The organism is uncultured Shimia sp. (assembly GCF_947493595.1).
Taxonomy (GTDB): domain Bacteria; phylum Pseudomonadota; class Alphaproteobacteria; order Rhodobacterales; family Rhodobacteraceae; genus Shimia.
This window is the reverse complement of record NZ_CANLRL010000003.1, coordinates 83,263-105,774: the sequence shown is the minus strand read 5'-3', so window position 1 is coordinate 105,774 and position 22,512 is coordinate 83,263. Positions and strand designations below refer to the sequence as shown.

General features: G+C 60.8%; 10 protein-coding genes. All 10 read left to right on the top strand.

Features of this window, described 5'->3' with window-relative positions; genetic code table 11:
• Positions 1-199: 199 nt before the first annotated feature.
• The 10 genes from Q0955_RS09325 (at position 200) to Q0955_RS09280 (ending at position 22,511) form a co-directional block, all read left to right on the top strand.
• A complete protein-coding gene (locus Q0955_RS09325; RefSeq protein ID WP_299423480.1) occupies positions 200-3,160 on the top strand; it encodes a calcium-binding protein in 2,961 nt (986 codons plus the stop codon).
• 93 nt (positions 3,161-3,253) lie between these two features.
• Entirely contained in the window at positions 3,254-4,078 is an 825-nt protein-coding gene (locus tag Q0955_RS09320) for a glycosyltransferase (protein WP_366140671.1), read from the top strand.
• Positions 4,075-5,442 (top strand): oligosaccharide flippase family protein, encoded by a 1,368-nt coding sequence (locus tag Q0955_RS09315; RefSeq protein WP_299423477.1) that lies wholly within the window; start codon positions 4,075-4,077, stop codon positions 5,440-5,442. The genes Q0955_RS09320 and Q0955_RS09315 overlap by 4 nt, the downstream gene beginning before the upstream one ends.
• A gap of 107 nt (positions 5,443-5,549) precedes the next feature.
• A complete protein-coding gene (locus Q0955_RS09310; RefSeq protein ID WP_299423474.1) occupies positions 5,550-11,975 on the top strand; it encodes a type I polyketide synthase in 6,426 nt (2,141 codons plus the stop codon).
• A complete protein-coding gene (locus Q0955_RS09305) occupies positions 11,972-12,982 on the top strand; it encodes a glycosyltransferase family 2 protein (protein ID WP_299423472.1) in 1,011 nt (336 codons plus the stop codon). The genes Q0955_RS09310 and Q0955_RS09305 overlap by 4 nt, the downstream gene beginning before the upstream one ends.
• Positions 12,979-17,640 (top strand): MupA/Atu3671 family FMN-dependent luciferase-like monooxygenase, encoded by a 4,662-nt coding sequence (locus Q0955_RS09300; protein WP_299423469.1) that lies wholly within the window; start codon positions 12,979-12,981, stop codon positions 17,638-17,640. Before Q0955_RS09305 ends, Q0955_RS09300 begins: the two co-directional genes overlap by 4 nt.
• The gene (locus tag Q0955_RS09295) at positions 17,637-18,371 is read left to right on the top strand and encodes a 4'-phosphopantetheinyl transferase superfamily protein (protein ID WP_299423467.1); all 735 of its coding nucleotides are present in this window, start codon (positions 17,637-17,639) and stop codon (positions 18,369-18,371) included. Before Q0955_RS09300 ends, Q0955_RS09295 begins: the two co-directional genes overlap by 4 nt.
• A gap of 73 nt (positions 18,372-18,444) precedes the next feature.
• Entirely contained in the window at positions 18,445-19,716 is a 1,272-nt protein-coding gene (locus Q0955_RS09290) for a Wzz/FepE/Etk N-terminal domain-containing protein (protein WP_299423465.1), read from the top strand.
• A gap of 483 nt (positions 19,717-20,199) precedes the next feature.
• Positions 20,200-20,865: a sugar transferase gene (locus Q0955_RS09285; RefSeq protein WP_299423462.1), complete on the top strand. Its 666-nt coding sequence runs from the start codon at positions 20,200-20,202 to the stop codon at positions 20,863-20,865.
• Between the two features lie 62 nt (positions 20,866-20,927).
• On the top strand, positions 20,928-22,511 hold the full coding sequence (locus tag Q0955_RS09280; protein WP_299423460.1) for a hypothetical protein: 1,584 nt from the start codon (positions 20,928-20,930) through the stop codon (positions 22,509-22,511).
• Position 22,512: the final 1 nt, after the last annotated feature.

Genomic DNA, 22,512 nt, shown 5'->3' with positions numbered 1-22,512 from the left:
CTGTGCCGATCATGGATGCCTCCGAAACTGCCCAAACTACAACCTAGAGTGCCTTTTGGGCGCACCTGCGGACAAGGTGGTAAGACTACGTAGTTTTTGAAAGCCTTAACCCTAGGGGCAGCTTCGTCACCTACGCTCTTTGAACAGTCTTGGGAATCGCCCATATTGGGCACAACCACAGGCAAGGAGGACGCGGCGCGTGTTCACAAAGACCTTACAACAGAAACTAGGGGCAGCTTTAACCACGCTATCCCTTTTGGTAACTGCACAGACCCTAACCGCCCAAACCACAGAGCCCCCTGCCCCACAGACGGTTTATGTGTTCGGCAACAGTCTCGTGCATCACCTGACCGGCACCGATGAAACCACTGTGCCACATTGGTTAACCCAAATGGCAATGGCGACTGGCACGGAGCTAAAACTGGACGGGCAATGGGGCTTTCTGCGCGATTTTGCCAAGAGCGAGACGCCCAGCGCCGGATGGCGGTTCAACGATGTGACCCGTGGCTGGACGCGGGATTATCGCAACTTTGCCGATGTGGACTGGGACAGCGTTGTGATCACCCCAGCGAACTTCATTCAGTATCAAGACGCCGACAAAGCCTTTCATGGTGACAACCCAGACAATGCCTCGCCTCTCTCGGCCACGCTTGACGTGATCGACAATATGCAGAATGCCGTGGGGCCGGTGCGGATTGCGATCTATGAAGGCTGGGCCGATATGGGCGGTCAGGTTAAAAACTTCCCGCCCAGCGCGCGGCAAATGCGCAAGTATCAGCGTTTCAACAGCGGCGATTACCATGAGTGGTTTGAGGACTATGTCGACGCGCTGCGCGAGGCCCGGCCAGATGCGGAGATTGACCTGATCCCGGTGGCGAGCACCTTGGCGGAGCTGATTGAGGGGGGCGTGTTGGATGGATTGAACGCGGAGGTGTTTTACACCGACGACGCGCCACATGGCACGCCAACGACCTATTTCCTGGCTGCCGCAATCACTTATGTGAGCCTCTATAAGGCAGAGTTGCCTTTGGACCTGGATATTCCGGAGAGCATCCATGCGGATGTGCGCACCTATTGGGAAGCGGTGCGCGATGAAATTCACCGGCTGGTGTTGAAGCCAATGAAACAAGCGGCGGCCCGGGAGGTGCCGTCCAATGTGCCCTTTCGCACGCCTGACGGAGATGCGCCGCAGCTAGCGGGACTTGGGCTGGCCGATCCGGCACTGGCCATGGGGTTGAGCGGGATCAGCGATTGGTCCACGCAGCAGCCGTTTATCAACGTGATGAAAACCGCGCGGCCGTGGGTGGGGCATTTGCCTGGCCAATGGGGCGGCGTGAGCTTTGAAGAGCTGGATGCGCGCGGCTTGCTGGACGAGGAAGGCTGGGTTTGGGGCGTGCCGGAGGACATAGAGTCGATTGAGGCGCTGATCCTGACGGACCTGCCGGAGGAGGCCAATGGCTACTCCGGGCGGTATCGTGTGACGTGGCAAGGCGCGGGGGAGATTGAACTCACCGGGCGGGCGCGGGTGACCTCCAAAGCACCGGGTGAAATCTGGTTTGACTTCACGCCGGGCGAAGGTCCGGTGGGCATCAAGATCCGCCGGCCGGACCCGGATATGACCGGCGATTATGTGCGCGACATTCAGGTGATGGCGCAGCCCTACATAATGCTCGCGGAGGCCGGGGCGGTGTTCAACCCGGCCTGGCTCAACGTGGTCGACGACCTGCGTATGGTGCGGTTTATGGATTGGATGAAGACCAATGGCTCCACCCAGTCCAGCTGGGACGGGCGGCCTTTGGAGAGTGACTTCACCTATGGCTGGCGCGGGGTGCCGGTGGAGCTGATGGTGCGGCTCGCCAATGAGATTGCCGCGGACCCGTGGTTCACCATACCGCATCTGGCGGATGAGGGCTATCTGACCGCTTTTGCCAGCTATGTGCACGACCATCTGGATGGTACGCTCAACGCCCATGTCGAATATTCCAACGAGATGTGGAACTGGGGCTTTGAGCAGGCGCAATGGGCCTTGCGCGAAGGTGAGGCACGCTGGGGCAAGGGCCAAGACGTGCAGATGCAGTTTGCCGGAATGCGGGCGGCGGAGATGGCGCGCATTTGGGGCGAGGTTTACGGCGACACGGCCGAGGGGCGGCTGACGCGGGTGATTTCCACACACACCGGCTGGCCCGGTTTTGAAAAGGGGTTGTTGCAAGCGCCGCTGTGGCAGGCGGAGGGCAACCCGGCACCGGTAAGCTTATTTGAGGCCTACGGGGTGACCGGCTATTTTGGCGTGACTTTGGGGCTAGAGGATGAAGGTTCACAGGAACTACGCGGTTGGCTTGATACGGCCCGCAAACAGGCGGAAGCGGCGGGGTCTGCTGAGGGGCTGAAGCGGGCGGCACTGACGGCCTATGTGGAGGAGCACGCGCATGATGGCGTCGCGGCGCAGGCGGCGGACTGGTTGCGCAAGGGTGAGTTGAAAGAACTGACCGGGAAGCTGCTGCCGTATCACCGCGATGTGGCGCGCAAGAACGGTCTGAAACTGGTGATGTATGAAGGTGGCAACCATGCGGTGGGCGTGGGGATTGAGGCCAATGACGACGCGCTGACGGCATTTTTCACCGAGTTCAGCACCAGCGCTGAGGTGGCGACGATGTATGAAGAGCTTCTGGCCACCTGGCGCGGTCTGGGCGGGCAGAGCTTCAATGCGTTTACCGATGTCGGCAAGCCAAGCAAATGGGGCAGCTGGGGGCATCTGCGGTATCTGGGCGACAAGACGCCCCGCCATGATGTGCTGATGGACTACAACCTGACCGGCCCGCATTGGAGCGAAGACCGCGCTGAGAACACCTTCCTACACGGCGGGATCTACCTTGGTGATGGCGCGGCCAACCGGCTGGAGGGTACAGGCAAGCGCGATGTACTATTGGGCATGGGCGGCAATGATGTGCTGGTGGCGCGGGGACCGGGCGATCTGCTGCACGGCGGGCCAGGTACGGATCGGGCGATTTTGCCGGGGACACAGAGCGAGTATGAATTCAGCCGTGAGGGGGCGCAGGTGCGGGCCGTGGCGGACGGTCGCAGCTATCTACTGACCGAGGTGGAGGCTGTGGCCTTTGAAGACGCCCCTGCGCTGGTGCTGCCACTGAGCGGGCTTTTGTGACACAGGGTTGATGTGAAAGGGAAATCCCCCTGCCCCGACCTGCGCGGATCTGATAGGTTGCTCCAAACGTGACGTCAGAGGCGAGCCATTTCCGTGCTGAGTATTCTCATTCCGGCCAACAATGAGGCCGCCCATATCGGCCCTTGTTTGGAAGCTGTTTTGGCCTCTGACGGGCTTGAAGTGGCGCAGATTGTGGTGGCGGCCAATGGCTGTGATGACGACACGGTGCAGATTGCCGAGGGCTTCCGCACGCAAGCTGAGAACAAAGGCTGGACCCTCACAGTTCTGGACCTGCCCGCCTTGGGCAAAATGGGCGCGCTCAACGCCGCCGACGCGGCCGCCAGCTATGGTACCCTCGCTTATCTGGATGCCGATGTTCTCGTGGACCCTGCGTTGATGGGACAGATCACTGAGGCGCTGAACACAGATGCGCCCCGATATGCCAGCGGCACGTTGCGGCTCTCGCGCGCAAAGACCTGGGCCACGCGGGCCTATGCGCGCACCTACAGCAAAGTGCCCTTCATCACCCATGGTGTTCCCGGCGCAGGATTGTTTGCGGTGAACGCCGCCGGTCGCGCGCGCTGGAAAGACTTCCCCGGCATCATTTCAGACGATACTTTTGTGCGCCTGAACTTCACGCCAGAGGAGCGCATCGGCACCGCAGCGGGCTATGATTGGCCATTGGTCGAGGGATTCGCCGCGCTGGTCAAAGTGCGGCGGCGGCAGAACGCCGGTGTTGACGAAATTAAGGCACGGTTTCCGGACCTGCTCAAAAACGACGACAAATTCACGCTCAGCCTGGGCACAAAACTAACCATAATGTTGCGCGATCCGTTGGGGTTCGCAGTCTATGCGGCGGTCTCGATTGTGGTGAAGCTTTCTCCGCAAAAATCTAGTTCCTGGGAACGCGGAAGATGAGCCGTCTCAAAAGCCTCACGCAGGGCAATTCTCTTGCCGCCCGCGCCATTCGCAGTGGCGGTTGGACCATCCTTGGATATGGCGGGTCCCAAGCGCTGCGACTGGCCTCCAACTTGATCCTCACCCGACTGTTGTTCCCGGAAGCTTTTGGCCTGATGAGCCTTGTTTGGGTCTTCTTGCAGGGGCTGTCCAACCTGTCGGACATGGGCGTGACCCAGTCGATCCTGCAAAGCAAACGCGGCGAAGACCGCGCCTTCCTAGACACCGCCTGGACCATCCAGGTGTTGCGCGGGGTGTTCCTGCTGATCCTGACCTGGGCCTTGGCGATGCCAGCGGCCGCGTTTTATGACGCGCCGGAGCTGGCCGAAATCCTGCCGGTGGTCGGCCTGACCCTGCTGATCATGGGGCTGTTCCCCACCAAAAAGGACAGTGCCAACCGGCACCTTGCGCTGGGGCGGATCACAATGATCGACCTGTCAGCACAGGTGATTGGATTGGTGGTCGGTGTGGCCATTGCCTGGGCCACGGGATCGGTTTGGGCCTTGGTCGCCAATGCGGTGACCACCACGGTCATGCAATTGATTTTCTATTATATTTTCCTACCAGGCGCGATCAACAAACCGCGCTGGGACAAGCCCGCCGCCGGAGAATTGATCCACTTTGGCAAGTGGATTTTCCTCTCTACCGCCGCCGGCTTCCTGCTGTCCCAAGGCGACAAAATTGTGCTGGGCAAACACCTCAGCCTTGGCGCTCTTGGGGTCTACAACATCGGCTACTTCCTGGCGTCCTTCCCCCTGCTGCTGGGGGGGATGCTGATGCGGCGAATTATGATCCCGATCTACCGCGAAAAGCCCCCCAGTGAGAGCCCCGAAAACCGCGCCAAATTGCACAAGATGCGCATGCTTTTAAGCGGCGGGTTGTTGGGGCTATTGACGCTGTTTGCCCTGATCGGCGTCTGGCTGATCGCCGCGCTCTATGATCCGCGCTATGCGCTGGCCGGGGGGGTGGTGGTGCTACTGGCGGTGATGCAAATCCCGCAGGTGATTACCCTAACCTACGATCAGGCCGCCTTGGCCGCCGGGGACAGCCGCGGGTTCTTCCTGCTGGCCGCAACACGGGCTGCCCTGATGATGGCTGGCCTGATGATCGGAGCGAGCCAATATGGCCTCACCGGGGCGCTGCTTGGACAGGGATTAGCAATGATGCTGGCCTATCCGGCAGTGGTTCTTTTGGCGCGAAAACATGGCGCCTGGGACGCGCGCCATGATGCGGTGTTTTGGGCCATGGGCATTGGCATAGGTGGCCTCGCCTTTTGGCTACATCAGAGCGCGATTGTTAAGCTTTCTGCCCTCAATTTGCCCTGATTTCACCTTCCTACTGGTCCGATGGGATTCTATCTTTAAGGCAAGTGTAAGAGTCCCCCTATCAGAAGGGGACCGACGAAGGCGTAATGGAATAGCAGGTGGATGTGGTGACAAGCCCGACGGACCAACCGGTCGCAGAGACGGATATTGCAATTGTGGGCATGGCGGCCCACCTGCCCGGCGCGGGTGGGATTGATCAGTATTGGCACAACCTGCGCAACGGCATCCGTTCGATCCGCAAACTCTCCGAAGACGAGCTTTTGGCCAACGGTGAAAGTCGGGCGAAGATGGCGCATCGCAACTATGTGCCTGCCGCTGCCACGGTTGACGGCTTTGCCGATTTTGATGCGGAGTTTTTTGGGCTATCACCAAAAGAAGCCGCTATCATGGACCCGCAACACCGCCAGTTTCTGGAGGTGAGCTGGGAAGCGCTCGAAAACGCGGGCCATATGCCGGAAAACTTCGGCGGGCCAATTGGGGTGTTTGGCGGCTGCGGTATGGGCAGCTATTTCTATTTCAACATCTGCTCGAACCGCGATCTGGTGGACAGCACCGGCATGTTCTTGTTGCGCCATACCGGCAATGACAAAGACTTCATGACCACGCGGTTGAGCCATATTTTGGACCTGAACGGCCCAAGTCTTGGGTTGCAGACAGCGTGCTCGACTTCACTGGTGGCGGTGCATTATGCGGCGCAGTCGATCCTGAACGGCGAATGTGACATGGCGCTGGCAGGCGGCGTGACCCTCGAGTTGCCGCATGGACGCGGCTATGTGTTTGAGGACGGCGAAATCCTGTCACCAGACGGCGAGTGCCACGCCTTTGACCACCGCGCACAGGGCACGGTGTTTGGCTCCGGCGCAGGCGTGGTTGTACTGCGGCGGCTGGAGGATGCGATTGCCGAGGGCGATCACATCTGGGCCGTCATCAAAGGCTCTGCGGTCAACAATGATGGCTCTGACAAAGCGGGCTATCTGGCGCCCTCCGTGGGCGGACAGGCGGCCGCAGTGGCCGATGCTTTGGCGATTGCCGATGTGCCCGCAGACACGGTGGATTACATCGAGTGCCACGGCACCGGGACCTATCTGGGCGATCCAATTGAGGTGGCCGCGCTGACCGAAGCGTTCCGGGAGACCACCGAAGAGACCAGCTTCTGTCGCATTGGCTCGGTGAAAACCAACATTGGCCATTTGGATACCGCTGCGGGCGCGGCGAGCCTGATCAAAACGTCTTTGGCGCTGCACCACAAAAAGATGCCGCCGAGTCTTGGATTTGAGAAGCCCAATCCGGCGATTGATTTTGAGAGCAGCCCGTTTGCGGTGAACGCCAGCCTGCGGGTTTGGGAGAGCCACAAAGGCCCCCGTCGGGCTGGGGTGAACAGCCTCGGTGTAGGCGGTACCAATGCGCATGTGGTGGTCGAAGAAGCCCCTGCGCGGGCGGAGAGTTTGGAGAGCGACTGGCCATTTCAGCTGATTGCGGTGTCGGGCCGCTCAACCAAGGCGCTGGACGCCAATGCGGCCAATCTCGCGGCGCACCTGCGGGCCAATCCGGAGCAACCGCTGGCCGATGTGGCGCATACGCTTTTGAACGGGCGGCGGGCATTTGAGAAACGGCGTGTAGTTGTGGCGGAGAGCCACGAGCAAGCGGCGGACTATCTGGAAAGCGGCAACCTGCGACGGGTGTTTACCCATACAGCCGAGGCGTCGACGCCCGAAGTTGTGTTCATGTTCCCCGGCGGCGGGGCGCAGTATGTTGGCATGGGGCGCGATCTGTTTGAGACCGAGCCGGTGTTTGAAGAGTGGATGGAGCGCGGCTTTACCCATCTGGCGGGCAAAGGCGGCGAGGAACTGCGCGCGCTGTGGCTGGCCGAAGGGGATGCAGTTGACGAAGCGGAAGAGCGGCTGAAACAGCCAAGCCTGCAATTGCCGCTGATCATGATGGTAGAATACGCGCTGGCGCAGCTTTGGATGAGCTGGGGTGTGACACCCGCCGCGCTGGTGGGCCATTCCATGGGCGAAAACACCGCTGCCTGCCTAGCAGGTGTGATGTCGTTTGAGGATTGTCTGGGGCTGGTGCAACTGCGCGGGCAGCTGTTTGACACGGTGCCTGCGGGCGGGATGTTGTCTATCCCGCTGCCATTGGCGGAGGTGGAAACCCACCTGAGAGACGAGATCGATATCGCCTCGGTTAATGCCCCTGCGTTGACCGTGGTATCCGGGCCGGATGCGGCGCTGGATGCTTTGGCAGCTACGTTGGCAGATCAGGAGATTGAGACCCAACGGGTGCCGATCAATATTGCGGCCCATTCGCGTATGTTGGAGCCGATTTTGAGCCGGTTTGGCGACTATCTGCGCTCGATCCCCTTGAACGCGCCGAGCCTGCCGATCATTTCGAACCGCACGGGCGCCACGTTGCTGGACAGCGAAGCGAACGATCCCGATTATTGGGTGGGCCACCTGCGCAACACCGTGTTCTTTGCCGATGACATCACCACCCTCGCGCAGGAAAATGGGCGGGTGTATCTGGAGGTTGGCCCGGGCAAGGCGCTGTCTTCGCTGGTGAAAATGCATGGGCAGGTGAAGGCGGACAAAGTGCTGTCTTCGCTACGCCATCCCGAAGATGATATTGGCGATGATGCCTATTTTCTCACCGTTTTGGGCCAGCTTTGGGCCTGCGGTGTCGATGTGGACTTTGACCAATACTGGGGGGATGTGCCGCGCCAAAAGGTGGTGCTGCCGTCTTATGCCTTCCAACGCAGCCGCTATTTCATTGAGCCGGGCCAGGGTCAGAACGAGGCCAAAGACGAGCTGTTGATGCGGCTCGAGGAGACGGCCGATTGGAGCTTTGCGCCGGTTTGGACACCACGGCTGGCGGAGTGCGAGATCGACGTCGACAACGAGTTGAGCGACGCCGAAAAGCACAGCTGGCTGATCTTTGCAGACCAAGGCGGCACCGGCGCGGCGCTGGCCAAACGGTTGCGCGACGCGGGTCAGGATGTGGTGACTGTGACCACCGGCGACGCCTTTGCCGAGACCGGGCCGGACAGCTACGCACTCGCGCCGGAGCGCGGGCGTGATGGCTATGACGCGCTAATCCACAGCTTGATGAGCAAGGGCCGTGTGCCGGACCGCATTGTGCATATGTGGCTGCTGACCGAGGACGAAAGCCACCGTCCGGGATCGAGCTTTTTCCACCGCAATCAGGAACAGGGTCTGATGAGCCTGTTTTTCCTCGCCCAAGCGGTGAGTGATGAAAACCTGCCCACACCGTTGCACTTCACCGCGGTGAGTTCCGGCGCAGTGCAAGTGCGCAAAGAGGCGCTCCCCTATCCGGAGAAATCCACAGTGCTGGGTGCAGTGCAAGTGATGGGCCGCGAGTTGCCCGGCGTGACTTGTGCGCTGCTGGATGTAGAGCCACCCGCGAAGAAAGAGCGCGACGGGTTGGTTGGCAAACTGCTCGAAGACATTCTGGCCACCCCACGGGGACAGATCGCGGCCTGGCGCGGTGAGAAACGGTTTGAGCGAAGCTATCGCAAAGTGGCGATGGACGGCGCGGAGATGCCGGTTTTCAAAGACGGCGGCACCTATCTGATCACCGGGGGCTTTGGCGGGATTGGTCTGACGCTGGCGGAGCGCATGATCAAAGACGCCCAAGCCAATGTTGTGCTTTTGGCACGGGACGGCCTCCCAGCGCGGGAAAGCTGGGCCGATTACCTACGCGGCCATGCACCGCATGATCGCGTGGCGCAGCGCATCCGCGCGGTGGAGCGGTTGGAAAGCCTGGGTGGCAGAGTGCTGCCGCTGGCGGCGGATGTTTGCAATGTCGATGAAATGTCAGAGGCCATTGAGGCCGCACGTGCGGCCTTTGGCCCGATCAACGGCGTGATCCATGCCGCTGGTGTGATCGACGACGGTCCACTGCTCGCCAAAACCTCGGCGGGCATCGACGACGTGCTCGCGCCCAAGCTGCACGGTACGCAGGTGTTGGAACAGATTTTCCCGGATGGCAGCCTGGATTGGCTGGTGCTGTTTGCCTCGTCGTCAACCGCCACCGCGCCTGCGGGGCAGATCGACTATGTCGCCGCCAACGCTTATCTGAACGCCTACGCCCAATCGCGTCAAAACGACAAAACCCGCGTGCGGGCGATCAACTGGGGACTTTGGTCCGAAGTCGGCATGGCTGCTGAAGCGGTTGCGGCACGACAGGGCCATGTGGTCGATGTGCCGACCGAAGCGATCGACAACCCGCTGCTACAAGGCGCCGGGTTTGACGCACAGGGCAATCGGATTTTTAGCGCAATCCTCTCCGCCAAAGACTGGATTTTGGACGAACACCGCACGCAGGATGGCGATGCGGTCATGCCTGGCACCGGGTATATTTCACTGGCCTATGAGGCCTTGAAAGCACAGGGCGAGACCGCGCCCTTTGCGCTACATGACCTGCTGTTCCTGCGCCCGATGCGGGTGAATGACAGCGGTACAGAGATGCGCCTGCGCCTGATCCGCTCGGATGAGGGGTATCGGTTTGAAGTGCAAACAGCGGTGAGTTTTGACGGCCGCCCCGGCTGGCAAACCCACGCCGAGGCGCGGCTGGCCCCGGTGCGGTCCGGTGCCCCGGCAGCGCTGGATTTGGATGTGCTCAAGGCGGACTGTCCGGTGCAGCAAAACGGCTTTGGTGCCGCGTTGAGCGCCCCACAGGAAGCGCACATGCGCTTTGGCCCGCGCTGGAAAGTGCTGCGCGAAACGGCGCTTGGGGCGCAACAGGGCCTCGCGCGCCTGAGCCTCGATGCGCAATTTGACGGCGACGGGCTGCAGCTGCACCCGGGTCTTTTGGACATCGCCACCGGCTGGGCCATGGATCTGATCCCCGGCTATGCGCAGGGGCATTTGTGGGTGCCAGTGGGCTATGACCGGCTGCTGCGCCACGGGGCGCTGCCTGCCGAGGTGATGAGCCACGTGACTTTAGTGGAAGGCGACAGCGATGCTGGCTCCGCCCGGTTTGACGTGGTGCTGTCCGACGGTAATGGCGCGGTGAGCATTGAGGTCAAAGGCCTGTCGCTGCGGCAAGTGGAAACCGCTGCGGGCTTTGCCAAGGCGCAACCGTTGAACAAAGCGGAAGTGACCTTTGATGAAGACGCCCAGGCGCAAGCACCGCTTTCTGCCGCCGAAGAGCGACTGGCGCACAACCTGTCTCAAGGCATTCCGCCGGAGATGGGGGCCGATCTGTTTGAAGCCGCGCTGCGCGGGGACCGGTCGCAGGTGGTGATCTCCTCGCTTGATCTGGCAGCGTTGATTGCACAGGCCGAGGCGGGGACGGATGAGGACAGCGGGCCAAGTCAGAGCTTTGAGCGGCCTGAGTTGGAAACCGATTATGTCGCGCCGGAAACGGATATTCAGCGCACATTGGCGGGGTTCTGGCAAGACTTGCTGGGCGTGGAGCAGGTGGGCATCCGCGACAGTTTCTTTGACCTCGGCGGGCACAGCCTGATCGCAGTGCGCCTGTTTGCCATGGTCAAAAAGGCTTGGGCGATTGAGTTCCCGATTTCGGTGCTGTTTGAGGCGCCCACCATTGAAACCTGCGCCGCGATGATTGCGGAGCGGGTGGAGGACACAGCGCTGGGGGACGATGCGACTGGGGACGCTCCTGCGGAAGCGGAAGCGCGCCCACAAAGCCGCTTCACGCATCTGGTGCCGATGCATCAGGGCGAAGGCGGGCATCGCACGCCGTTCTTCCTGGTGGCGGGCATGTTTGGCAATGTGCTGAACCTGCGCCATCTGGCACATCTGATCGGCGCGGACCGGCCATTCTATGGCCTGCAAGCGCGCGGGTTGTTTGGCGATGCAGCGCCGCATGATGATCTGGTCGAGGCGGCCACGGATTATATTGCGGAGATGAAACAGGTGCAGCCGGAAGGCCCGTACCTGCTGGGCGGTTTCTCTGGCGGTGGCATCACTGCCTATGAGGTTGCGCGTCAGTTAGAAGTGCAGGGCGAAGAGGTCGCACTTGTGGCGATGCTCGACACGCCCCTGCCGGTGCGCCGTCCGTTGTCCCGTCAGGACCGGATGCGCATCCAGATGCAAGAGCTCAAATCCAAAGGCGCGGCCTATCCGCTGATCTGGGCCAAAAACCGGATTGCCTGGGAGATCGAGAAGCGCCGCCCGAGTGAGGAATCCGAAGCCGAGGCACAGGGGCAGCAATTCCATGATGCCGAGATCGAAGCGGCTTTCCTAAGGGCTGTGGCACAGTATCCGATGCATGCTTGGGGCGGCAATCTGGTGCTGTTCCGCCCGCCATTGGTCGGCAAATGGGACATGGGTGACGGGCGCCTGGTGGACGCGGATCGCGCCTACGTGTTCCACGACAACGATTGGAGCCAATGGGTGCCCGATGTGCAGGTGTTTGAGGTGCCGGGCGATCATGACAGCATGGTGCTGGAACCCAACGTGCGGGTGCTGGCAACCCGTATGAAAAAGGTGATTGCGGCGGCGGAGAAAGACTTGCCCAAACGCGCGGCGCGGAGGGCGGCAGAATGAGTGGCCCATCCCTTTTGACCGTGATCCTGAACTGGCGCACGCCGGAGATGACGCTAAAGGCGGCCAAGGCGGCGGCGCGGGAGATGGCGGGCATCGACGGCCAGATCGTGATTGTCGACAATGACAGCGGCGATGGCTCGTTTGAGGCTATGGCCACAAGCGTTGCCACAGCAGAGTGGGCTGAAAGCCGCGTGGAGGTGGTGCAGTCGGGCCGCAATGGCGGCTTTGGGGCGGGCAACAACTTTGGCATCCGCCATGGGCTGGCCCAGCGGGAATTTGATTTTGTCTACATTCTGAACTCTGATGCATTCCCCGACGCGGGCAGCATCACCGCGTTGCTGGATCATATGGCGCAGATGCCCACCTGCGGCTTCGCGGGCAGCTATATTCACGGCGAAGATAACGAATCGCACCTGACCGCGTTTCGCTTCCATTCCATTGGCAGTGAACTCGAAGGCGCGGCACGTATCGGCGTGATCAGCCGTGCGTTGCACTCACATATCGTGCCTTTGCCCATCCCAGCGGAAACCACGCGGGTGGATTGGCTGGCGGGCGCGTCCATGTTGATGCGGCGCGAGGTTCTGGAAGAGATTGGCCTGTTTGACGAGACCTTCTTTCTCTACTTTGAGGAAACCGACCTCTGCCTGCGTGCCCAACGCGCGGGATGGCATACGGATTATGTGCGCTCCAGCTCGGTGACCCATATCGGGTCCGTGTCTACCGGCATGAAAACCTGGCAGCGCATGCCGCAATACTGGTTTGACAGCCGCCTGCATTATTTCCGCAAAAACCATGGCGGGGCTTACGCCTTTGCCGCCACTTTGGCACATGTTGTGGGTGCCTGCCTGTGGAAACTGCGCCGTGTGATCGGCGGCAAACCCAAACGGGACCCAGATCATTTCCTGCGGGACCTGATCACCCACTACATAAAATCTCTCTTCACTCGGACGCAGCGCGAACCGTCCAAAATCCCCACTTTGTCTGTTCGCAAGGAGGCCTCCTCATGAGCCTTGATAGTTTCACCAACGCCGCGCCGATGTCAGCCGTGATGATTGGCAACGAAAGCCTGCTGATCCAATGTGCCACGTTGTGGCTCGACACTGGCAACACGCTGACCGCTGTGGTCACGCGCGCGCCGGAAATCCGTGACTGGGCCTCTGAGGCTGGTTTGCGGGTGATTTCATCCGACAGCGATATTGCTGGTGAACTGCTGGGGGAGCGGTTTGATTGGCTCTTGAGTGTTGCCAATTTGGACATGTTGTCAGACACCGTGCTGAAGCTGCCCGCCAAAGGTGCGGTGAACTTCCATGATGGGCCGCTGCCGCGCTATGCCGGTTTGAACGCGCCAGTCTGGGCGCGCATGGCGCAGGAGCCGCGCCACGGCATCACCTGGCACAAGATGGAAGTGGGCGCGGACACTGGCGAGATTGTCGCCCAGCGCATGTTTGACATTGGGCAGGCCGACACCGCGCTGACACTGAATACCAAATGTTACGCCGCCGCCATTGAAAGCTTCCCGGATGTGATGCGCGCCTTGGGCGAAGACCTCGCCAATGTGCGGTCGCAAGACCTGAGCCAGCGCAGCTATTTTGGCCGCGCCAAACGGCCAGAGGCCGCCGGGCGGATTGATTTCCGCCGCGATGCACAGGACGTTGTGGCGCTGGTCCGTGCGCTGGATCATGGCGATTACTTCAACCCGCTGTGGGCGCCGAAGATGGTCGCCGCCGGACGGGTGCTGCTGGTGACATCTGCCGAAGTCGCCGAAAGCGCAGGCCGTGGCGAGCCGGGCGCGGTGTTGGCCGTCAGCGAAGACAATGTAACCGTGGCCTGTGGCCGGGGCGCTGTTGTGTTGGGCGGATTGACGGATGTCACCGGTCAGACAGAGACCGCGAACCACATGATCCGCGCAGGCGAGCGCCTGCCACTGTTGGACAAAGCCGCCAGCGATGCGCTGACCGCCACCATGACCCCGATTGCCAAAGCCGAGCCCTTCTGGCGCGCGCGCCTGGCCGAATTTGTGCCCGCCACCTTGCCGCTTGTGCGCGGCGCAGGTGATCTGGCCGATATGGGGCAGCTGCCGCTTGAGATTTCTGAGACTCCCTCCAAGAGTATCCTGACCGCGGTCGCCATTTGGGCGCTGCGGTCAGGCCTTCCGGAGGTCTGTGACGTGGCCTATCGCGGCGCGGAGCATCCGCAAGCCGCGGGGCTGATTTCCCCATGGGTGCCACTGCGCGTGGGGGCGGAACTGCTTCATGACACCGTGGCCGAGGCCAATACGGCAATGGCCGAGCGCGTAGCTCAGGCCGATGCCAAAGGCGGCTTTGCCAGCGACCTAATTGCGCGCGATCCGGCGCAGTCCGCGACGACGATGCCAGACTTGGCGGTGACAACCGGCGGCTTGGCGGGTCCCATCGAGGGCGCGGCGATGACCGTTGCGATTGGTGCAGCTGGCGCAGTGCTGCATTTTGATGCGGCCCGGGTTTCCCCAGAACACGCCGCACGTTTGGTGGCGCGGCTGGAACTGATTTGTGGGCAGATTGGCACGGCGGCCAATGTGAGTGATCTGGACGTGCTGCCCGAAGCGGAACGCGCCGAGGTGTTGACCGGATGGAACGCCACCGAGGCGCAGTTTGATCCGGACTTCACCATGGCGGCACAGTTTGAGGCGCAGGTCGCCAAGACGCCGGGTGCCCCCGCGCTGGTGTTTGAGCATGAGGTGCTCAGCTATGCCGATCTGAACGCCCGCGCCAACCGCGCCGCGCACGTTTTGCGCGACATGGGGGTGACCCGTGGCGCGCTTGTGGGGCTGTGTTTGCGCCGCTCGCCAGATCTGGTGGTCGCGGCGCTGGCGATCCTGAAAGCCGGAGGGGCTTATGTGCCGATGGACCCGGCCTACCCCGCTGACCGTCTGGCACACTACATCAGCGACAGCGGCGCAAATGTGATTGTGACGCAAGCCGCGCTGACCCGCGAGTTGCCAGACCACAGCGCGCAGGTGCTGGAGATGGACACGGACGCGCGACTCTCGGCGGCGTCAGCGGACAACCCAGAGGCCATCGTGTCCGGCGATGACCTCGCCTATCTGATCTACACCTCCGGCTCCACCGGTACGCCCAAAGGTGTGATGGTTGAACATGGCAATGTCGCCAACTTCTTTGCCGGGATGGATGCGCGGGTGCCCTACGAGTCGGGCGACAGTTGGATGGCGGTCACCTCGCTGTCGTTTGACATTTCGGTGCTGGAACTGTTCTGGACCCTCTCGCGCGGCTTTAAGCTGGTGCTGTCTGGCGACGAAACCACAACACAGATTTCCGGAGGTCGTTTGCCGGCCACAGCGGGCGGCATGGATTTCTCGATCTATTACTGGGGCAATGACGATGGTCAGGGCTCCAAGAAATACGAGTTGCTGCTGGAAGGCGCGAAGTTTGCAGATGCCCATGGGTTCTGCGCGGTCTGGACGCCGGAGCGGCATTTCCACGCCTTTGGCGGCCCCTACCCCAACCCGTCGGTGACCGGCGCGGCGGTCGCAGCCGTCACCAAACAGATCGGCGTGCGCGCTGGATCTTGCGTTTCGCCGCTGCATCATACCGCGCGCATCGCGGAAGAATGGGCGGTGATCGACAACCTCACTAACGGGCGTGCGGGTCTTGCGATTGCCAGCGGGTGGCAGCCGGATGATTTTGTATTGCGGCCGGAAAACACCCCGCCGCGCAACCGCGATGTGATGTTTGAGCAGATGGACGACCTGCGCAAACTTTGGCGTGGTGAGGAAGTGGAGTTCCCGAAAAAAGACGGTTCGATGCACCCGGTGATGACGCAACCGCGGCCAGTGTCCAAGGAGTTGCCCCTATGGGTGACCACGGCGGGCAACCCGGAGACGTGGAAGGACGCGGGGCGCAATGGCTGTAACGTGCTGACCCACCTGCTGGGGCAAAGCGTGGAAGAAGTGGGCGCCAAGATCGCGCTCTACCACGATGCGCTGCGCGAGGCGGGGCACAATCCGGATGATTTCACTGTTACGTTGATGCTGCACAGCTTCCTGGCCGAAGACCGGGAAAAGGCGCGCGAGATTGCACGCGAACCAATGAAAGACTACCTGCGCGCGGCGGCGGGTCTGATCAAAAGCTACGCCTGGGCCTTCCCGGCGTTCAAGAAACCCGAAGGTGTGAACAACGCTTTTGAGCTGGACCTTGGTATTCTGAGCGAAGACGAGTTGGAGGAAATCCTCGACTTTGCCTTCCTGCGTTATTTTGAGGACAGCGGGCTATTTGGCACGGTGGAAGATGCCTTGGATCGCGTCGAGCAGGTCAAGCGCATTGGCGTGACCGAGATTGCCTGTCTGATCGATTATGGCATCGACAGTACCACCGTGTTGGAAGGGCTCAAGCCGCTGGCCGAAGTGCTGAAACGTGCCAACGAAGGCGGCGAGTTGGACCCTGACGATGTGTCGATTGCGGCGCAGATGATCCGCCATGAGGTGAGCCACCTGCAGTGCACCCCGTCGATGGCGCGCTTGCTGGCGGACAACGAAGAGGCGCGGTTTGCGCTGTCTGGCGTGCAGCAGATGATGGTCGGCGGCGAGGCGCTGTCTGGCAGTCTGGTGGCAGATTTGAACGCGGCGAGCGCAGCCAAGGTTCAGAACATGTATGGGCCAACCGAAACCACCATCTGGTCAACCACGTCGATGGCGGATGCGTCCGAGGGCGTGGCCAACATCGGTGATCCCATTGCCAACACGCAGGTCTACGTTGTGGACGACGCAGGTGCGCCGGTGCCGGTGGGCGTGGCCGGTGAATTGCTGATTGGCGGCGCGGGGGTGACCCGTGGCTATTGGCGGCGCGAGGAACTCACTTCAGAGCGGTACATCGCCAATCCGTTTGGTGAAGGGCGCCTTTATCGCACCGGCGACCTTGTGCGTTGGCGTGCGGACGGCAAGCTCGACTTCCTGGGGCGTGTTGATCATCAGGTGAAACTGCGCGGCTATCGCATTGAGCTGGGCGAAATTGAAACCCGGCTGGAAGAAGTGTCCGGCGTGGCGCAGGCGGTGGTCATGGCGCGCGAAGACACCGAAGGCGACGTGCGGTTGGTGGCCTATCTGCGCGGCGATGTGCCTGCGGAAGCTGACGTCCGGACACAGCTGCGCGAGCACCTGCCCGCGTTTATGCGGCCGCAGCACTATGTGACGCTCAAGGACTTCCCGCTGACCCCTAACAAAAAGGTCGATCGCAAGGCGCTGCCGCGTCCAGAAGAAACCCGCAAGATCACCACGCCGAAGGTGGACACCTCTGCTGTCGCCGCGCCAGTTGAGGCAGGCGGGGACATTGCCAAACTGGTGGCGGATGTCTGGGCCGAGGTGCTCGGCGTGCGCGAAGTGGTGGCCACCGACAACTTCTTTGATCTCGGAGGCCACAGCCTGCTCGCCGTACAGGCCCACCGAGAAATCAGGGCGCGTGCGGGGGCCGCAAAACTGTCGATCACCGATGTGTTCCGCTTCCCAACGCTGAATGCGCTGGCAGGCCGCGTGCAGGAATTGACCGGCACAGCAAAACCGGCGGATGCGCCTGCGGCTAAGGACAGCGAAGAGGTCGCAGAACAGGCCCAAAGCCGGTCTGAAACCATGAGCAAACGCCGTGCCATGCGCGCGCGCCGGAGGACTCGCACGTGACCCTGTCACCCAACCAGCATCTTGTGGCCCTCAAATCTCTGGCGGAGCGTATTGCCCCGCCACAAACCGCCATTGCCGTGACCGACCCTTCCAGGGGCGTCGCCGTTGTCTGGCCGCAGGAAGCTCCGGCCATCGCTCGAGCCGTGCCTAAACGGCGGCGCGAGTTTGCCGCCGGCCGTCAAGCCGCGCGGCTAGCGATGACGGCCTTGGGCATGCCGGAACAGGCGGTGCCCACACGCCCTGACCGCGCGCCGCAGTGGCCCAACGGCCTGACCGGTTCCATCAGCCATGATGCCACCAGCTGTGTCGCCATCGTTGGTGCCGCTGGCCATTTCCGCGCGCTGGGTGTCGATGTAGAACCCGATGCGCCGTTACATGACGACCTGACCGCAGAGATCTGCCTGCCACAGGAACGCGCCTGGTTGATGGAGGTGCCTGCCACGCGCCGCGCATTGATGGCGCGTCGTCTGTTCTGCGCCAAAGAGGCCGTTTACAAGGCGCAATATCCCCTGACCCAAACGCTGTTTGGCTTTGACGCCATTCAGGTCACGCTCAACGTGCGCGGCACAGGTTTCACCGCACGGTTTATGCACACCGTTGGCGAAGTGCCGGAAGGCACGGTGCTGTCTGGGCAATGTGGCTCCGGGGGCGGGCATGTGCTGGCGATGGTCACGCTGGGCGCACAGGCGGGCATGGAGAACGCAGATTTTCCGGTTTGCGCCACGGGATAACCACATTCGATTGTCATAAATTGTCTTCAAGAGCGCGAATCCGAGTCGCGCCACACCGAATTTGAGGACGGGCATGGACAAGTTCCAATCATTTGGCGAGGTGCTGAGCATGCTGCGCAGGAGATTTTTCCTGTGGGCCAGCATCATTGTCGTCGGCGGGTTGATCTCGCTGGCCTACGTGCTGGGCCTGCCGCGCGAATATGAGACCTATGCCACCATTCAGATCGAACAACCCTCGATCAAAACCGGCGCAACCTCGCCTGGTGCGTTAAACGCTGACATGCTGCAAAAACTACAGATTGTGGAGCAGCGTGTGATGGCGCGCGACAACCTGCTGACCATCATCGACAAGTTTGGCCTCTACAATGACGCGCCCTTGAGCGAATTGCAGAAGGTCGAGCTGCTGCGTAAGGCAGCACGGGTGATGCATATCACCAATCCGGATTTCCGCTGGCGGCAGGACATCAGCCCCTCTGCTTTATTAGTCTCCGTACGGATGACCGATCCGGTTCTGGCGGCAAATGTCGCCAACGAGCTGGTGACCAACGTGCTGGAGCAAGAACAAGAGCGCCGCACTGAGCAAGTGACAGAGACCTTATCGTTCTTTGACAGTGAAGAACGCCGCATTGGCGCCGCAATCACAAATCTCGAACAACAAATTGCGGACTATAAACAGGAAAACGCGGTGCTGTTGCCCGGAGGTGTCGAGGCACTGCGCACACGCCTGACCGACTTGCAACAGATCGAGTTGGAAGTACAGCGTCAGCTTTTGGAGAACGTCGGCATCTCCAGCAGCGGCAATTCTGTGCGCGCCCAGCGCCTGCGCCGCCTGCAAGAAGAGAGCGAACTCTATCAGATTGAGATCGCAGAGATCGAAACCGCGCTCAAAGACACGCCGCGCATCGAACAGCAATACAACCGTCTGGAGCGGCAGCTGACCAAGCTCGAGGAACAGTATCAAGCGATCACCGCGGGCAAAGCCGAAGCTGAGATGCAACAGATGCTGGAGGCCAGCCAACACTCCGACAGCTTCACCGTGCTGGAAAAGGCGCTGCCGCCGGATTGGCCCATTGCGCCATCGCGCAAACGTATCCTCGCTATGGGTGGTGTGCTGTCTGTCATGGTCGCGTTAAGCTTGGTGTTTGTGTTGGAAATGCGCAGCCCGGTGATTTGGACTCGCGGTCAATTGGAGCGCCAGCTGCGCCTGCGGGCGGTGGCGGCCATTCCGGTTTTGGAGACCCCGCGTCAGCGTCGAAAACGCAAGCTGCGGCGCTTAGCCAAAGTGTTTGGCCTGTTAGCGGTGTCTAGTGGATTGGCGGCAATGATTCTGAAATTGGGCAAGTAGCGGCCACAATTGTGTCGCAATTCAACCCCTGCGAGCGGCATTTCGCCGAATCGTCTCCCCCAAATTGCACCCTGACCTCGCGTCAATTTTTCGATTCGAGAAACAATCAAAAATTGAGAGCATCCACCGTTTCCAGTTGAGCCCCACACAATGGCAAGCTTGCCGCAAATTTTAACCATACTTGAAAAAAATATCAAAAGCAGAATGTGTAAAATCAATATTTTTCAATCACTTAATCCAAACCACCCAAAAGTTGAGGTGGATTTCTGTAAATTTGTGACTAATGTAGGTCCTGGGTGGGCGCTTCTGATGAGGAGCATCAAAAACAACGACGTCACAAGGACCTATGTGATCAGCCCCTGCTGCCGGGGTGCTTTTTCAAACTAGGTACGTGAAACACACGTTCGGGCCATGACTGGTCTGGCGATGGGATGTTGCGGTCTTAATTGATGCCCTTCTGGTTGGGTTACGGGGATGACACCGATGGCGATTTTTTCGCGGGAAGATTTTGAACAGGCCTTTGAGGTCGCGCCGGCACGCTACAGCGTGTACCGCAGCGTTTTCAAACGTGCGTTTGACATCCTGTTTGTCCTGACCATCGCCGTTCCGGTGACGCTGGTGGTTCTGTTGTTGGCCCTGTTTATTTCATTTGATGGCGCGTCGCCGTTCTACCGTCAGGAGCGTGTGGGCAAAAACGGCAAGCGTTTCAGCATGCTCAAACTGCGCTCCATGGTGCCCAATGCGGACCGCAAGCTGGAAGCCTATCTGCGCGCCAATCCGGCCGCTCGCCTGGAATGGGACGAAAAGCAGAAGCTGGCACACGATCCGCGCATCACGCCGATTGGCCGCATCATCCGCAAGACCTCGCTGGACGAGTTGCCTCAGTTCCTGAACGTACTGATTGGGGACATGTCCGTGGTTGGCCCGCGCCCGATGATGCCGGAACAAACCGCGCTGTACCCAGGCACCGCCTATTACCGTATGCGCCCAGGCATCACCGGTTTCTGGCAGATTTCCGAGCGCAACGAGTGTTCCTTTGCTGAGCGTGCCATTCACGACAGCCACTATGACCGCGCTCTGAGCCTGCGCACTGATGTCTCGGTTGTCTGGCGTACGGTTGCTGTCGTCATGGCGGGCACCGGCGTGTGAACGCCACACCCTGACAGTTTGAGACACGCGCGCTATAGTCATGGCGCGCGTTTTGCGTTTGTGTGGCCCGGACCACGCCGCTGACAAAGGAAGACCTGACGCCAATGCCCAACCTGCTCGCCACGTTGATGCTGATGCTTTGGCCGGTGGTCATTTGGCGGCTATTTGTCAGCCTGTCACCGGGTCGGGCGTTGATCTGGTCCTTGCTGGGGGCCTACCTGCTGCTGCCTCCGCCACCTGCAGAGTTCGACTTCCCGCTGATGCCCGCGCTCGACAAAAGTAGCCTGCCCAATCTGGCGATCCTGATTGTGGTGTTCTTTGTGCTGCCGCAGCGGCCGAAGCTGCTTCCGGACAGCATATTGGCCCGCTGGCTTTTGGGGATCATGATCTTCAGCCCGGTGCTCACTGTCTTCACCAATGGCGAGCCGCTGATTTTTACAGAAAACTACGTGCGCGGCCTCTATTTTCAGGACGCCATTGCCCAGCCGATCAACCAATTCATTGGCATCATTGGCTTCCTGATGGCCCGCGCCCTGCTGCGCACCCGCGAAGATCAGCGCGACCTGCTGCTGGCCTTGGCGATAGCCGGATTGGCCTATTCCCTGCCGATCCTGATCGAAGTGCGGCTTAGCCCACAGCTCAACAATTGGGTTTACGGCTATTACCAACACCTGTTCAGCCAGACCATTCGCGGCAATGGCTACCGCCCGATGGTGTTTCTATATCACGGCATCTGGCTGGCCTATTTTGTGCTCACGGCGCTGTTGGCCGCGCTGACGTTGTGGAAAGCGGACACCAGCCGCACCCGCGCCAAATATTTGATTGCCGCCTTCTATCTCACCGCTGTGCTGGTGCTTTGCAAAACACTGGCAACATTGGTCTACGCCGGGGCAGCGGGGCTGCTGATAGTCTTCCTCACCACCCGCGCGCAGGTAAAAGTGGCCGCCCTGCTGGCGTTGATGATGCTGGCCTACCCCGTGCTCAAGACCACCGGGTTGGTGCCAAGTGACGCCATCATCGCACAAGCCGAAAAGGTCAGTGCCGAGCGGGCGCACTCGCTGAGCTTCCGCATCGAAAATGAGGATATCCTGCTAGAGCGCGCCATGCGGAAACCGCTTTTCGGCTGGGGCATTTGGGGGCGCAACCACTTACATGACCCAACCACGGGGCTGATCACCTCGGTCACCGATGGCTACTGGATCATTGTGCTCGGCGTCTGGGGCTGGGCCGGGTATGTCGCACAATTTGGGCTGATGGCGCTGCCGATTTTCCTTGTGCACCGCGAATTGGGCCGGATCAGGGTTGCTGACCGTGACAGCTTCCAGCACGAGACGTCCTTTTCCCTCATCGATCGCAAACAGGCTGGCCCTCGCGAAGATCGCGGGCTGTCCCCCTATCTTGGCCCCCTGGCCCTGATGCTGGGGTTCAACATGATCGACATGCTGCCCAATGCCACGCTCACCCCAACCACCTGGCTCATTGCAGGTACATTATTTGGTCATGCAGAACGGCTGGCGCAGTTGCGGAAAGGGACCGAAACTGCCTTGCGGCGCAGTCCGATGAGCCGCGGAGAAGAAGGCGAAGAGGAACCGCAGGCCGTGGTCAGCCAGCAACCTAAACCGCCCAAACGCCGCACCATCCTGTGAC

Bases quoted from the DNA above. Each gene is read 5' to 3' on its own strand.
- Q0955_RS09315 (WP_299423477.1), top strand. From the start codon at position 4,075: ATGAGCCGTCTCAAAAGCCTCACGCAGGGCAATTCTCTTGCCGCCCGC.
- Q0955_RS09305 (WP_299423472.1), top strand. From the start codon at position 11,972: ATGAGTGGCCCATCCCTTTTGACCGTGATCCTGAACTGGCGCACGCCG.
- Q0955_RS09300 (WP_299423469.1), top strand. From the start codon at position 12,979: ATGAGCCTTGATAGTTTCACCAACGCCGCGCCGATGTCAGCCGTGATG.
- Q0955_RS09290 (WP_299423465.1), top strand. From the start codon at position 18,445: ATGGACAAGTTCCAATCATTTGGCGAGGTGCTGAGCATGCTGCGCAGG.
- Q0955_RS09285 (WP_299423462.1), top strand. From the start codon at position 20,200: ATGGCGATTTTTTCGCGGGAAGATTTTGAACAGGCCTTTGAGGTCGCG.